Below are 15314 nucleotides of genomic sequence, written 5' to 3' on the forward strand. Positions count from 1 at the left end.
TGTTAACCTTTTTTGTAATTCGCAGCAGTAATGAATTCTCGAAATGCTTCGCACCAAATGACAAGGCTAGAATATTTATTAATATCAACGTCTTTTGGCACTTCTAAAATAAAGCCATTGAATGACTTTACTTCTCCTACTCTGACCATTTTTTGTTTATTTTGAAGAAATTGAGCTTCATCTTCTACAAAACTAGGTGATAGATAAATCTGATAATCAGGACCTGGCGCCAATTTCCCTTGAAAGATAATATTTTTTTCGGAAAGAGAAAAAGTACCCACTCCGTAGTGAAGAAAGTCTGAGCCGCTTAGGGAATCCGGGATAGTTGCCTGGTATTTTGTATTTAATGTTGCGGTAGCAAATTCGAGCATGCTAGGTGATGAGGGAGCCATCAAAATGGGTAGCGTGTATATGCCACTGACAAAACCAAGTGAATAGATTAAAAGCACTAATATTAAAGATTTAAGTTTATCCAAAACGCAACCCAAAATTATCATTTTTGTAAGTATAGTCGCTTGTCACCAATCTAGCTTGAATATGGAAGAGAAGAATTGAATTTCTCCGATTCTAATGGCTATGTAGAGTCTAGTGTTTCTTTTTTTTACTTTTCTCTTTTTCTGGCACTATACAAAAACCGAGTGATGAAACGACATAGACTAGAATTAACGAATTACCTATAATCAAAACATGTTTATCACTGACAAGTAGCCATAAAGTGGCGAGCAATACACAAGCAACAGTAAGATGAGTGGTAAGGGCTTTGAGTTTACTGCGAACCATAAAAATCAGCATAAATTAAGGTATTTAAATTATACCGATGTCAGATAGAAAAAACGACCAACTTATTTTTGGTAAATAAAATGTTATCTGAATCAAATTTTTGAGGTTTTTGAGGCTTTTTATTGTTATAATTGGTATATAAAATTTAAAACATAAAGTTGATTTAGATTAATGATTTATTTTTGTCTAAGGGTAACTTTGTAATGTTGGGTTTGTATTTACACTTTTAACCATTAGAGGTTAGTTTGGTTAATGTTTTTGGTGCCTTCAGGCGACTTGATTTAAAACGCCTAGTTTTAATATTGGCTTTTTTCGGTGTACTTTTAACACTCGGGAATGCACTTTTTGCTGTCTATAAAGTTCAAAAAGACTTGCTCGTCAATGATACCTTAGACGCAAATAGAGTCTATGCGAGCAAAATAGCCAATGTAACAGACCTTTTTATGGGGTCGGTTTTATCTCAGCTTGAATATACCTCGGAGTCTTTAAAAAATAATCATGATGACCCAACTGTCTTACAAACTGAATTAGAGCGTTTGTTGAAACAAACAGATAGTTTTAATGCAACTATTTTTGTTGATAAGCATGGCAAAGTGCGTGCCGTTTCTCCCTCATCTCTGAACTTAGTCAATACAAATATTGAAGGTGAAAAAGCACTTGAGCCGTTAACTAGACAACAAACTTATATTTCAGAGCCTTTCTTGTCTCCGGTCGGAAATCTGATCGTGAGTATCACTTCACCGGTGTTTGACAGCCAAAAGAGGTTTGTAGGGTTTGTCGGTGGCGCTATTTATCTTCAAGAACAAAATATTCTCAATCAAATACTCGATAAACACCACCATAATGATGATTCCTACACATACGTTGTTGATCAAAATGGTCATATAATCTTCCACAAAGATGTAACTAGAATTGGTGAAAAGATAATAAATAACCAGATTGTTGATGCGGTGTTGGCTGGTATCTCAGGTAGCATGATTGCAGCTAATTCAAAAAACCAAAAAATGCTGGCGGGATTTGCCCCTGCTAAGCTACCAAATTGGGGAATTGTGTCACAAAGCCACAAGTCAGCAACGTTGGATAAGGTTTCGAATACTATCGTTGATGTCCTGTTGAGCACATTACCACTTATTGTTCTGACTCTGCTTATTATTTTGCTGTTTGGAACTAAAATTGCTCAACCATTGGCAAGCTTGGCTCAGGCATTAAAAGAAGAAGGTCTTGATAGTAAGTTTGATGCAAATAAAATCAATACTTGGTATTTTGAAGCTGATTATTTAAAGCAAGCATTCTTATCAAGTCATAAACGTATTGAACAAACAATTCAAAGACTTGATCAAGACAGACAAAAAGACCAACTAACTCAACTGCTAAACCGCCGAGGTATGGAGAATGCTATGTCGTACTTCGTGGCAAATGAACAAGCTTTCTCAGTACTCGCACTAGATATAGACCATTTTAAGCGAGTAAATGATACCTATGGGCACGATATTGGCGATATTGTCATTAAAGAGTTTGCAACACTGATGCAAAACTGCGCCCGAGAGCAAGACCTTGTTTGTCGCTCTGGAGGAGAAGAGTTTTTGATTTTCTTGCCAAATGTAGATCTAGATGTTGCATATAAAATTGCAGAAAGATTGCGCCTGAGTATCGCTGATTTTGAGTTTCAGCAAGTTGGTAGCGTGACGACATCAATTGGTATCTCACAATGGCCCAATTTAAGCGATGACATAGATACTGTTCTCAAACAGGCTGATAGAGCGCTTTACAGTGCCAAAGAAGCAGGTAGGAATCGTACACATATAGCAGAGCAAGCGTATTCAAATTAGGCTACTTCAATTCTTGTTTTCATTTGTTGACATCTTGAAGGTGAATAATGGCGCTGATTTAGGTATTATGCGCGCTCCAGACTACTCGAGAGTCTCAGATATATAAGAATAGGAGCGTGTAAATGGGTAATTTAAAAGTACCCCATACCTTGATTTTGTTATTGGGCATGATGGTTGTGGCTTTATTTGCAACCTGGGTTGTGCCACAGGGCTTTTTTGAAACAAGTACGACTGAGTCAGGTCGTCAAATGGTTGTGGCAGGCACTTATGCGCAGGTTGCAGACAAAACTTATCTTACCCCATGGGATTTACTAACTTCTATTCCACGCGCTTTTGCTGCGGCGCAAGATGTCATTTTCTTTGTATTAATTGTGGGTGGTGTACTCGCAATCGCGCGTGCAACAGGCACTGTTGATGCGCTAATCGGTCGCCTTTTAGAAAAACATGGTACTAAACCACAACGTCTTATCTTTATGGTTGTATTTTGTTTTGCGCTTGCGTCTAGTGCAATCGGTACGGCAGGTGAATACATTCCTTTTGTATTAATTCTAGTAGGCCTTTGTAAGGCTATGCGCCTTGATGCAATGACAGCGGTAGGTATGATTGTAGCGGGTTATGGTATCGGTTACGGTGTATCAGCATTTAACCCATTCACTGTTCTAATTGCTCAACAAATTGCTGAAGTACCTCAATATTCAGGTGTTTGGTTACGTTTTGCTATTTTCATTCCATTTGTTTTAATCGGTTTCCACCATGTTTGGAGCTACTCTAAAAAAGTGTACGAAGATCCAAGCAAATCAATGATGATAGGTGTGCCTTGTCCTTTAGAAGGTCAAGAAAAACCATCTTACCCGCAATTAAATAAACGCCACCAGATGATCTTAGGTAGCTTCATCTTTACGCTGGTTATTGCAATCTGGGGTATTTCTACAAAAGGCTGGTACTTAACGCAATTAGGTGGTGTATTTATCGCTTGGGGTGCTGTGGTTGCCGTATTAGGTAAATTATCTGCAGACGAAACTGCAAATCGTTTTATCGAAGGTGTGTCAGACCTAGTTACGACTGCAATCTTAATCGGTGTGGCTCGTGGTATCGCATTAGTACTGGAAGATGGTCAAATCTTACATACATTAGTTCATGCGATGTCTTTACCGCTTTCTTATGTGGGTGCTGAAGTATCAGCGGTGGGTATGTTAATCATCCAAACTTTATTAAATACCTTTATACCATCAGGCTCTGGGCAAGCCTATGTGACTATGCCATTGATGGCACCATTAGGCGATTTAGTGGGCGTGCCACGTCAGGTTGCAGTACTTGCGTATCAATTTGGTGATGGCTTCTCAAATATGATCATCCCAACAAATGCCGTACTAATGGGTATTCTAGGTATGGCGGGTGTACCATATACACACTGGTTTAGATTCTGTCTGCCACTTATGCTTAAACTTATGGCCGCAGCATCTACCGTACTCGTTTTGGCTGTTATATTTGGTTATGGTTTAGACGTTCAACCTGTAATTAAATAATCACACCGTTTAAAATTGCTGCAATAATTTATTGTTGCAGCAATTTATCTTCATTTTTTTGATCTCACTACAAAACACTTCAAAATCCTTCCATTATTATTACGATTCGTGCATTTTGTATATACGTCGTTTAATTAGTGGGTCACATGACACTTTCTTTTAGCCATTTTTACAGTCTTGAGAATAGCCAAGCTAGGTATGAACAAGCCATTCAGATGATGTTTGAAGAGCTTACTCCTGTTCATTGCCTAATCGGGCAATTTGTTAATGGAAGAACTCAAGTACAAACAGTTTGTTATGCTAAGGACGGCGTTTTACAACCAAATATTACTTATGACCTTGCTGGTACTCCTTGCAATGATGCGCAAGATAGTGAAGGGGTCTGTATGCTTAACCATTGTCTGCAAGAGACTTATGTTGATGATGAATTATTAAGAGTTTTAAACATCAATAGTTATGCAGGTGTCACCTTACGTGCATTAGATCATACACCTATTGGCATAATGGTTTGTATGTACGAAGATGAAAGGCTATTAACCGACAGTCGGCAATCGTTTTTAAAAGAGTTAAGTTACATCGTTGGTGCAGAATTAAACCATAACTTAGAAATGGCTTCTCAAGATTTGATTTTAAAGCAGCTTGCAAAAGGTGAGCGCATTGCAAAACTAAGCTCTTGGAATTGGCATTTAGAACAAGATAAGCACTGGTTTAGTAAAGAAATGCGCCATCTTATTGGCAAGCATCATGATATAGAATTAAGCCTAGATTGTTTTTTAGAGTGTTTAGAGCCAAGAGATAAAGAGCGACTAGAAGACTTGCTCTCGCTTTTAAAGCGTGGGGACATTGAGCAAATTGATACCACAGTACGACATAAGCTATTGTCTAAGCGCAAAGGTCTGATGCGCATTATTGGGCATATCGAAAATCAAAACGGTCCAATTTCTGAACGTGTTTTTACTGCTACAGTGCAAGACATATCTCAAATTAATGCACTAACAAAGCAACTAGAATTAACCAATGTGGTATTCGAACACGCCACAGATGCTATTATGATCACAGATCATGAAAACAAAATAATCATGGTCAACAAAGCATTTGAAGATTTGACAGGTTATAAAGGCTTTGAACTAATGGGCCAAGACCCCGGGGTCCTTTCATCAGGTCAGCAAAGCAAACAGTTTTACAAAAAGATGTGGCATGCGCTAGAAACTTCGGGAACCTGGAAAGGTGAAATCTATAACCGACGTAAAAATGGTCAGATTTTCCCAGAAGAATTGACTTTAAGTGTCGTTAAAGATGAGTTAAATCAACCTACCAATTATGTCGCGATATTCAGAGACATCACTGAATGGAAGCGTAATGAAGCCCAATTAACGTTTTACGCAAATCATGAGCCGCTCACAGGCCTTACCAATCGTCGCTCATTTTTAGAGAACTTAGAACAAGTTATTTCAGAAAACCGCGCGAAGAAAAAAGAGTCTGTAGTTTTATTTATTGGCTTAGACCGGTTTAAAGAAGTCAATGACGTTTATGGCTCAGAGATTGGTGATAATGTTTTATTGTCAGTGGCTAAGCGAATAAAGAATGGTGTACGCCGGCAGGATATAGTTTGTCGTTATGGCGGTGATGAATTCGCTATTTTACTCCAAAACAGCGGCATAGATAATGCGATGCTTGTGGCTGAAAAAATTCAGTCTAAAATATCTCTTCCATATGTCTTTAATGAATTGTCGGTAGAGATCACAGCTTGTATTGGTGTAGCAGAATTAACATCAAATCAACCTTTGACTGCATCAACTCTAATCAGTCATGCAACGCATGCTTTGGGCTCAGCGAAGAAAACGTCACCAGGTCAAATCGCACTGTACAATGAAGCGATTCAAAATGCTTATTTACAGAAAATACACCTCAGAGACAAACTCAAAGAGGCCATAAAATACCAACTACTTTCAGTGCACTACCAGCCTATAATTGACTCAACGACAGGGGAAATTTGTAAGTTCGAAGCACTTGTGCGTTGGTCTGATAGTGAGCTTGGTGCTATCTCACCCGGGCAGTTTATTCCAATTGCCGAAGAGTTTGGTCTTATTCATCAAATCGGTCAGTTTGTACTAGAAAAGAGCTGTAAAGACTTGGCTAAAATTCACAGTCAAGGTCATACCCATATCTCAATTTCTATTAACCGCTCTGTTAATGAATTCAAAGCAAGTAACGATCAATATAAACAGATTATCAACGCGATTGAAGAAAACAACTTGCCTTATAATGCATTAACGATTGAGGTGACTGAATCTGTTGCTGCCAATCAATATACATGGCAAGTACTGGGTGATCTTCAAAAGAGAGGTGTGCAAATTGCGCTAGATGATTTCTGTACTGGTTATTCTTCGTTAAGCCATCTATTAAAGAGTCAGGTTGATTTCGTTAAAATTGATCGTTCTTTTATTGATACGCTTATCGACGACAAAAAAAAGCAAGCTATGGTGAAGTACCTTGTTGAACTAGGCGATGATATTGGCACACAGTTAATTGCAGAAGGGGTTGAACAAGAGGCGCAAGTGAACATGCTCAAGCAATTTGGTTGTCATAATGTGCAAGGATTCTTTTACAGTCCAGCAAAACCGATTTCAGTTTGCTTAGATATGCTTCACAAATTGTAGTCAAAGTTAGGCACTCACTAGAGTGAGTGCCTGTTTATTACGTGTTTATAAGTTTGGCTCTAATACATCATATAATGCGTCAATATGATCATCTCTGTCATTTAACGCAGCAATATAGCGATACTTTTCACCACCCGCTTCTTCGAAAATCTCGCGATTTTCTTCCTCTAATTCTTCTAGTGTTTCTAAGCAGTCAGCGCTGAAAGCAGGACTGATAATGGCGATATCTTTGATCCCATCTTTAGGAAAAGACTCGAGGGTTGCATCAGTGTATGGCTTTAACCATTCAGCTTTACCGAAACGACTTTGGAAAGTTGTCATAACTAACTCTTTATCTAAGCCTAATTTCTCAACGACTAATCGCGTGGTTTGATGACAAAGGCAGTGATATGGGTCGCCATGATCTAAAAATTGTTTTGGCATACCATGGTAAGAGAAAACAATTTTTTGTGGCGTACCATGTTTATCTAAGTCTTCTTGAATACTATTAGCAAGAGACTCTATGTATAGTGGGTTTGTGTGATAGCCATTGATAAAATGGAACTCAGGAACCCAGCGCCATTTTTTTAATACACGTGCAATCGCATCAAATGTTGAGCCAGTCGTCGGGCTTGAGTACTGAGGGTATAAAGGAAACACAACAATGCGAGTGATACCTTTATCTCTTAGTTTTTCCAAACCTGCTTCAATTGAAGGGTTGCCATAACGCATCGCAAGCTCGACTTCTACGTTATGGTGATTGGCTTTTAACTTCTCGGCGATTTTGTCAGCTTGTTGCTGAGAAATATGAATAAGCGGCGAACCGTTTTCAGTCCAAATACTTTCATAAGCTTTGGCTGATTTCTTTGGGCGAACTCGTAAAATAATGCCATGAAGGATCATTAACCATATTAGGCGCGGTATCTCGACAATTCTTGGATCTGATAAGAATTCGGCCAAATAAACACGTAAGGCTTTAGGCGTTGGTGCATCCGGGCTACCTAAGTTGGTTACCAAAATACCTGTCTTTTTATTAAAACGACCCTCATGCGGGTTGTCAGTGATCGCAGAAAAACGAGACACAAAATGCTCCTTTATAAATTACCATTCTTTAAAAAAGTGAGACGGTGTTGAGAGTGGAAGATTTTACAAGATTTTCAATACGTTCGACACCTAAAAGCAGATCATTCTTGTGTCAGAACAAAGTACAGATGTTTTTATAGTCATTTAGTATTAAATTTTCTGCTAATTATTAAATATTGTTTGCGTATTAAATAATTTATCAGTAGATTTCGTGCCCCGAAATCAATCTAAATTCTGCTGTTTTACATTAGAGGGGCATAATGAGAAACAACCAGCCAATTACTGCAAATCGCAAAACCTTTTCTTCTGATGTGAAATTAATCTCTGTTACTGACTTGCAAGGCAATATTATCGAGTGTAATGAAGAATTTATTGCTATCAGTGGCTTCAGCAGAGAAGAGTTGATTGGTCAACCCCACAATATAGTCCGACACCCTGATATGCCTGAAGTGGCATTCAAAACCATGTGGGCAGAACTTAAACAAGGTAAGCCGTGGATGGGCTTGGTTAAAAATCGTTGTAAAAATGGTGATTATTATTGGGTGGATGCTTATGTCACTCCTGTTACTGAGCATGGCAAAGTTGTAGGATATGAATCAGTAAGAAGCGTCCCTAGTGAATCAGCAATAAAACGTGCTGAGCTTACTTATGGACGAGTGAAACAAAATAAAACCGGGTTTAACTTCCGCGTCGATACTTATTACGCAGCACTCGCCGTTATTTTGGTTTTATGTGTGGCTGCATTTATTTCAGGTTACCAAGTCGCGGCTTTTGCTTCTTCTATTCTTGCTACTATTTTAACCATCGCCCTAAAAAGCAAACAAAAGAATCACTATTTCAAAGCATTAAGCAATGAACTTTCGAGTAGCTTTAGTGATGACATTGCTAAGTCCGTTTATTCAACTTACCCAAGTGATATTGCTGACTTACATGTACGAATTCTGAGTGAGCGAGCGCATTTAGACACCGTTGTGACCCGTATTGCTGATGCGGCAAAGCATGTATCTAAAGGAGCGAACTCCTCTTTATCTATGGCGCAAAATGCCAATACACAATTAGAACAGCAGCAATTACAGACCGAGCAAGTCGCAACAGCTATGAACGAAATGAGTATGACCATTAACGATGTGTCGGGTCATGTTCAAGCAACGGCTGAGCAAGCGGGTCAATCACACGATCTTGCAACACAAAGTGCTGAATACAGCGATCAAACCAAGCGTGCAATAGAGTCATTAACAAATACCGTGTTAAACATTAAGCACTCTGTAGAAGGGGTATCTAAGCAAACTTCACGTATCGCAGATGCGGCTCAGTTTATTGAACAAATCGCGGAGCAAACAAACTTGTTAGCTCTAAATGCTGCAATTGAAGCAGCTCGTGCCGGCGATCAGGGGCGAGGCTTTGCCGTAGTTGCGGATGAAGTTCGCAGTCTTGCTAAGAGAACTCAGCAATCTACACAAGAAATTCAAGGTATTATCAACGAATTATCACAAAGTACAGAACATGCAGTAGTCGTCGCTGAACAAGGTGAGCAAGAATCTCAGCAGGGCATGGCTCATTTGCTACAAAGCAGCGACATGCTGGTTCAAATCAATGAATCAATTGATAAAATTAATGATATGTCACTGCAAATTGCTGCGGCCATCGAAGAGCAAGCGAATGTTTCTGAAGATATTAATCAACAAGTCGTTAATATTGCTTCATTAGCAGGTGACAGTTTACATAGCGCTACAAGTGTTGAACAAGCAAGCCAAACACTCACGCAAGTATCTCAAGATATGGTTGAATTGGTAGTGCGATTTAAACGTTAAAACGGTGTATGAAACAACTGCTATATCAACCCTGATAATAAGCTCGTCGGTATTATTTGGGGTTGATATTATGCTATCTTAGCTAAGCAATTGTTAACATGGAATTTCGCATCATGACCGAGTCGGTGCTTCATCAAACCTTAGCGCAATATTTTGGCTTTTCAGAATTTAGACCAGGCCAAGAGCAAACAATCACCCAGCTAGTAAACGGCCATTCTAGTCTTGCTATCTTTCCAACGGGGTCAGGCAAATCCCTATGCTATCAGTTGACAGCCTTACAGCTCCCTAATTTAACTTTAGTGATTTCGCCTTTACTGGCGTTAATGAAAGATCAGCTTGAATTTTTAAAAAGCAAAGGCATTAATGCAGCCAGTTTAGATTCCACGTTAAATCGTGAAGAAAGTCAGTCAGTGATGCAAAATGTCAGAAATGGCAGCACAAAGGTATTAATGATCTCGGTTGAGCGTTTTAAAAATGAGCGTTTTAGAGAATTCATTAAGCAAGTACCAATTTCTATGCTGGTTGTTGATGAAGCGCACTGTATCTCTGAATGGGGTCATAACTTTAGACCTGATTATCTCAAATTACCTGACTATCGTAACGAATTAGATATTCCACTGGTGTTGTTATTAACTGCAACAGCCACAAAAAAAGTAAAGCACGACATGGCTAACCGTTTTGATATAAAACCAGAGCATATAGTCCAAACTGGTTTTTATCGCGATAATCTAGATTTAAGTGTTTATGCTTATCCTGAAGAAGAGAAAGTTCCTGCACTTATAGGTTACTTAAAACAACAAACCGGCGCAGGGATTGTTTATGTAACGCTGCAACAACAAGCCGAGCAAGTTGCAAAGCAATTACAAGCTGCAGGCATTAATGCTGCTGCATATCATGCAGGTTTAGACGATGGACTACGTCAAAGTATTCAAAATGACTTCATGAGTAACCAAAAGCAAGTGATAGTTGCCACCATTGCATTCGGTATGGGCATTGATAAATCAGATATCCGTTTTGTGGTGCATCATGACTTGCCAAAATCGATAGAGAATTATAGCCAAGAGATTGGGCGAGCAGGCCGTGATGGACAATTTTCAGAATGTATCACGCTAGCAAATTTAGATGGTGTTGCTACGCTTGAGAACTTTGTATATGCCGATACGCCTGAACAAACGAGTATTCAAGCACTGATTGAAAAAATTCAATCTCAGCAACATCTTGGTTTATGGGAAATGCAGGAGCTTAGTGCGTCTAAGGTCAGTAATATAAGGCTCCTTGCGCTGAAAACTCTGTTGGTACAACTTGAATTAAAAGATGTGATTGAAGCTAAATACGCCTTTTATGCCGATTTTAGATTTAAATGGTTGCACACAGAACACAAAATTTTAAGCCTGTTTGATCCAAATCGACAGCAATTTATCCAGCAAATATTTGCCAACACACACTTTAAAAAAGTGTGGGGCACTGTTGATATTCAAGCCTTAGTGCAACAAGGGCAAGATAGAAATCGTATTGTTGCCGCCTTAGATTATCTAAATGAGCAAGGGCTTATCGAACTTGAATCAAAGCGTATGATGCAGGTTTATCAAGTTGATGAAAGTAAGTTAGCCCAGCCAGATTTAGCGAAAGAGCTTGCCGATTACTTTATAGAAAAAGAGCAAGCTGAGGTTAAGCGTATTGCTGCTATGCTTCGTTTCTTTGAGTTAAATACGTGCTTGAGTTACAACTTGGCAAGATATTTTGATGACACAAATGCGCCAGAGCAGTGCGGTCACTGCTCAGCGTGTCGAGGGCAAGTTGCTAAACTTGAGCAGTCTAAATCAACTGAGTTCCCATCAGATGAAGCATTAAGAAATGACTTGAATGCATTGAGGCAACATTTAATGCAAATAGGTGTTGCGCCAAGTTTAGCAATACTCACCCGTTTCTTAACAGGTATGACTTCACCTCTATCGACATCTTCGAAATTTAGACAACGCGCTGGGTTTGGCTGTTGTACAGATATTCGCTATCAAGCGGTGCTGACTAAAGTCAAACAACTAGGGTTTGGGGCTTAAAAGTGCGTAAAAACATTGAACAGTTATACCACGTTTCACAAAAACCAAAACGCCACATTATTGGTTTAATGAGTGGTACGTCACTTGATGGGCTAGACATCGCTTTGTGTGAAATAAGTGGTTGTGGCACGGGTACAAAAGTGACTTTAAAACACTTCAAAACAGTTGATTACCCTGATGAAGTTAAAAGTAAAATTAGAACTGTATTTGCCAAACCACAAGTATCGCTAGAATACCTCACACTTCTAAACCCTTGGATAGGGAAGTATCACGGTCAACTGATCAACCAAGCTCTAAAAGCGTGGCAAGTTAATCCCAAAGACATAGATGCCATAGCCAGTCATGGTCAAACAATCTATCACTGCCCCAAACATCAGCATGAGTTTGAAGACTTTGGTAATGCCACCTTACAAATAGGCGATGGAGATCACCTTGCTGTCGAAACGGACATACTCACTTTGAGCGACTTCAGACAAAAGCATATTGCAGCGGGTGGTGAAGGTGCGCCATTAGCACAGTTTGGCGATTATTTTTGCTTCTCATCGAACTCTGAACACCGTGTTTTATTGAATCTAGGTGGCATCGCCAATATCACTTATTTACCAAAGGCAGGCAGCTTCAACGACATGCTGTGTAGTGATTTGGGCCCAGGTAACACCATTATGGACGCCTACATGCAGAAGCATTTCGACCAAGCGTTTGATAGTGATGGTGTTATTTCTTCGAAAGGCTGCGTTAACCAAGCTTTATTATCTAAGCTTTTAGATGACGATTTTGTCGGGTTAGAACTCCCTAAATCAACAGGACCAGAGGTATTTAATTTAGCTTACTTACAAACTGCACAGGAAGGCTCAAACACAACTCACTTGAAGCATGAAGATGTTATGGCAACTTTGTGTGAGTTGAGTGCATTACTAATAGCTAAGCAGCTCAATCACCTTTCAGAAAATAAAGAACTTAATGTTTATGCCAGTGGTGGTGGGGTGCATAATCCAATATTGATGCAAAGAATTCAGGGATTAGTCTCTACTGACGTAGTAATTGAAAACAGTAATAAAATTGATTTAGACCCAGATGCAAAAGAAGCGATTTTATTTGCTGTGTTGGCAAACGAGTGTTTAGTTGGTAATTCTATTGAGTTTGGGGTGAGTATGGGAAAATTAAGTTTTCCAAATTAACTCAAATTACGTGAAATGAATTCGCTGTTACCGAGGCCGTTTAGCTCGGTAGGACTTACTTTACGTCGGGTAAGCGTTTCAAACTCAGACGCGAAATGAATTCGCTGCTACCGAGGGGGAAGTTGGGTAGTACTGACTTTATGTCGGGTTCGTGTTTTAAAGTCAGTCTGCAATAGAAAACGTAAAATAAATTCGCTGTAAAAGATTCGAGATGAATTTGCTGTAGTATTGGGTAAACTCGGTAGCACCGACTTAATGTCGGGTTAAGTTTCTTTTATTTTATGCATCCACATGAAAGAAAAAAAAGCCCCGCTAAATTAGCGGGGCTGAAAAACAGCCTCGTATTCTAAAAAGCTGAGAGCATCACTGACATTAGTTTTGCACCCTGTTTTTTAGCACTAATGAGCCAAGGGGAAATAGTGTTCATTTTTTTGTTTTTAATTGCTTGGCTTTTTATATGCGCATTAAATTCGGCTGAATTTTTTATTGAGCCATGCAAACCAAGCAAGTTAAGCTGCATCAGGTAATCATCGGTTTCACCATCACCAGTCAGCTTTAATGTTGCATTCTTATTTTCTAAATCAGCTTTCGTTAAAGTTGTCTCTGCACTAAAACTTTCAGCTCTCGCATCAGGTTTTGTTGCTGATAATGAAATCACATCACCGATCTGTGCATCGTACGGTAAGACGCAATTAAAGGTTATGCCTTCTTTTGCATAATCTAGCTTTAATGTGTCGTACTGACAGGTATGTTGCACACTGTAATTATCTAAGTCGTTCATTGTACGGGGTGTGAATCCGAGCAATAACGGTGAGTGGTTCATAACTTTAAATTGGTTGCTGTATAAGATGGTATGTATTATCCAAGAGTTTTATTACAGCAATATTACTAACTGGTTGATTTGAGTGTATTTACTCTAAGCTTATGATTTAAGGGTACTTTAAATTTCTAGAGCACCCTTTTTGAATTGTTATTGCATAATGGGTATACAATAAAGGTTAATTTATTTAACGGTTTTATAACGATTTATTGAAGGATATTTGTATTATCGCAGTGTGATAGTTATATCATCCAAACGTCTTTGTTGTGACGCTCTGCTTTTACTGCCACTGGCATAATTGCTATCAACACTGCCTAATCTAAAGCGTTCAACAAGAAGATTAACTGCGCAGTTTTGGCGTGTGTTTAAGTTTTCATCTTTAAAGATATCGAGAGTATTTAGATCAATGGTTAACTTACCGTCGTCTGTCACATTCTCAAATTTTTCAGCATTAGCTTGAGACCCACCGTCTTTGAGCTTGCAAGTTGAGTTAAGCGTCACGTCTAGTTTGTCTGAGGTACTATGATTAGACCATTCGATGACTAACTTGTCAGAATTAGAAAAAGATTGGCTTTTCTGCGGGGCAAGTATTTCAAAGGGCGCAGGCAAAGTAAGTGTATTTGTGAGGGTGACGTTATCTTCTGAGCGAACAAAATTGACAACATATTGTGTGTTTTCACCGTGTTCGTCAAAGATAGCACGATAGTCAACATCAAATACATCGGTATGTTTTTCGAGAGCTTTAGTGTCATTTCCCACACTTGCCTCTAGCTTATCTGAACTTGATAAACTTATGTTATTACCAAATTCATCAGTTAAGTTTAGTTCAGCGATTACTCGACTATCTTCACCGCCTGATGTTACATAAATATTTGACCATATTGCTCTGGTTTTAACATTATCAGACTCAGTTGTTTCCGTGGAGCAGCCGCTAATGGCTGCTAAAGCGAATGGCAAAATGTAATAGACTAATTTGCGCATTATCTTTCCTTTTAATCATTAAGAACGAGAAGAGGTTTTCTCTCACAAATTTCAACGAGAGTGTTTCAATTTTAGTGTTAGGCCCTTATTTATGTATACAAATTAAGTGTAATAGAGTGTAAGTAAGGATCTGAATCTGTAGTTAGATGAATTCAATTAAGATGATGCCGCATAGATCCAGCAAGTTTTACCTGATGCTAATTGCGCTTTGACTCTTTCGTAGTCATCTACTTCATAGTCATCGGCTTGGTGTAATTCTTCGTCTGTGATTAAAAATACCGTACCATCAACAGTGTCTTCTTCAAGATCCGATTTAATTAGAATTGGGTGGTATTGTTTACCACTACTTTTAATGACTGCTTCGTCAGTGATTTTGACTTCACCCAGTTTGTAGCCAATCAAAGTATCTTTTTGGCCTTCAAGTAAACGGCCAAATGTATCAAGTTGTACTTGAGGTAGCTGTAGCGTGCCATAAGAGAAAAGCGCGTTCATTTAAGTTTCCTATACATAAAACAAGTTTTGATTGTACAAGAGTTTAAGGCGATTAAAACAGCTATTCATAATCAATTCCTGAAGGCGCTGACTTTATGTCACGCACAAAAGCGCGGGG

11 protein-coding genes are annotated in these 15314 nt (G+C 38.9%); 6 read left to right on the forward strand and 5 right to left on the reverse strand.

The window, feature by feature from the left end:
• Positions 1-2: 2 nt before the first annotated feature.
• On the reverse strand, positions 3-476 hold the full coding sequence (locus tag C1E24_RS19760) for a DM13 domain-containing protein (RefSeq protein WP_240722061.1): 474 nt from the start codon (positions 474-476) through the stop codon (positions 3-5).
• A 549-nt stretch (positions 477-1025) separates the two neighbouring features.
• Between C1E24_RS19760 and C1E24_RS19770 the strand changes: the two genes are divergently transcribed.
• From C1E24_RS19770 to C1E24_RS19780, 3 genes are all read left to right on the forward strand, one after another.
• Positions 1026-2609 (forward strand): sensor domain-containing diguanylate cyclase, encoded by a 1584-nt coding sequence (locus tag C1E24_RS19770; RefSeq protein WP_138484475.1) that lies wholly within the window; start codon positions 1026-1028, stop codon positions 2607-2609.
• 122 nt (positions 2610-2731) lie between these two features.
• A complete protein-coding gene (locus tag C1E24_RS19775; RefSeq protein ID WP_138484477.1) occupies positions 2732-4135 on the forward strand; it encodes a YfcC family protein in 1404 nt (467 codons plus the stop codon).
• Positions 4136-4281: 146 nt separating this feature from the next.
• The gene (locus C1E24_RS19780; RefSeq protein ID WP_138484478.1) at positions 4282-6795 is read left to right on the forward strand and encodes a bifunctional diguanylate cyclase/phosphodiesterase; all 2514 of its coding nucleotides are present in this window, start codon (positions 4282-4284) and stop codon (positions 6793-6795) included.
• Between the two features lie 45 nt (positions 6796-6840).
• Here the strand turns inward: C1E24_RS19780 and hemH are convergent, their stop codons facing one another.
• Positions 6841-7857 (reverse strand): ferrochelatase, encoded by a 1017-nt coding sequence (gene hemH / locus C1E24_RS19785; protein WP_138484480.1) that lies wholly within the window; start codon positions 7855-7857, stop codon positions 6841-6843.
• A gap of 260 nt (positions 7858-8117) precedes the next feature.
• On the opposite strand from hemH, the gene C1E24_RS19790 reads away from it, so the two are divergent.
• From C1E24_RS19790 to C1E24_RS19800, 3 genes are all read left to right on the forward strand, one after another.
• A complete protein-coding gene (locus tag C1E24_RS19790) occupies positions 8118-9668 on the forward strand; it encodes a methyl-accepting chemotaxis protein (RefSeq protein ID WP_138484482.1) in 1551 nt (516 codons plus the stop codon).
• Between the two features lie 98 nt (positions 9669-9766).
• Positions 9767-11725, forward strand: a complete 1959-nt coding sequence (locus C1E24_RS19795) for a RecQ family ATP-dependent DNA helicase (RefSeq protein WP_431188339.1) — start codon at positions 9767-9769, stop codon at positions 11723-11725.
• A 2-nt stretch (positions 11726-11727) separates the two neighbouring features.
• Positions 11728-12903, forward strand: coding sequence for an anhydro-N-acetylmuramic acid kinase (locus tag C1E24_RS19800; protein WP_138484484.1), 1176 nt, complete (start codon positions 11728-11730; stop codon positions 12901-12903).
• A 346-nt stretch (positions 12904-13249) separates the two neighbouring features.
• On the opposite strand, the gene C1E24_RS19805 is transcribed toward C1E24_RS19800, so the two are convergent.
• The 3 genes from C1E24_RS19805 to C1E24_RS19815 form a co-directional block, all read right to left on the reverse strand.
• The gene (locus C1E24_RS19805) at positions 13250-13684 is read right to left on the reverse strand and encodes a hypothetical protein (RefSeq protein WP_138484486.1); all 435 of its coding nucleotides are present in this window, start codon (positions 13682-13684) and stop codon (positions 13250-13252) included.
• Positions 13685-13948: 264 nt separating this feature from the next.
• Complete coding sequence (locus tag C1E24_RS19810) at positions 13949-14704, reverse strand: hypothetical protein (protein WP_138484488.1); 756 nt, start codon at positions 14702-14704, stop codon at positions 13949-13951.
• Positions 14705-14860: 156 nt separating this feature from the next.
• Positions 14861-15196, reverse strand: a complete 336-nt coding sequence (locus tag C1E24_RS19815) for a gamma-glutamylcyclotransferase family protein (protein ID WP_138484490.1) — start codon at positions 15194-15196, stop codon at positions 14861-14863.
• Positions 15197-15314 lie beyond the last annotated feature (118 nt).

Source organism: Pseudoalteromonas phenolica (assembly GCF_005876835.1).
In the GTDB taxonomy this organism is placed as follows: domain Bacteria; phylum Pseudomonadota; class Gammaproteobacteria; order Enterobacterales; family Alteromonadaceae; genus Pseudoalteromonas; species Pseudoalteromonas phenolica_B.

What these genes read in the sequence shown, in the direction of transcription:
- C1E24_RS19775 (WP_138484477.1), top strand. Translation starts at nt 2,732, where the DNA reads ATGGGTAATTTAAAAGTACCCCATACCTTGATTTTGTTATTGGGCATG.
- C1E24_RS19780 (WP_138484478.1), top strand. Translation starts at nt 4,282, where the DNA reads ATGACACTTTCTTTTAGCCATTTTTACAGTCTTGAGAATAGCCAAGCT.
- C1E24_RS19790 (WP_138484482.1), top strand. Translation starts at nt 8,118, where the DNA reads ATGAGAAACAACCAGCCAATTACTGCAAATCGCAAAACCTTTTCTTCT.
- C1E24_RS19795 (WP_431188339.1), top strand. Translation starts at nt 9,767, where the DNA reads ATGGAATTTCGCATCATGACCGAGTCGGTGCTTCATCAAACCTTAGCG.
- C1E24_RS19805 (WP_138484486.1), bottom strand. Translation starts at nt 13,684, where the DNA reads ATGAACGACTTAGATAATTACAGTGTGCAACATACCTGTCAGTACGAC.
- C1E24_RS19810 (WP_138484488.1), bottom strand. Translation starts at nt 14,704, where the DNA reads ATGCGCAAATTAGTCTATTACATTTTGCCATTCGCTTTAGCAGCCATT.
- C1E24_RS19815 (WP_138484490.1), bottom strand. Translation starts at nt 15,196, where the DNA reads ATGAACGCGCTTTTCTCTTATGGCACGCTACAGCTACCTCAAGTACAA.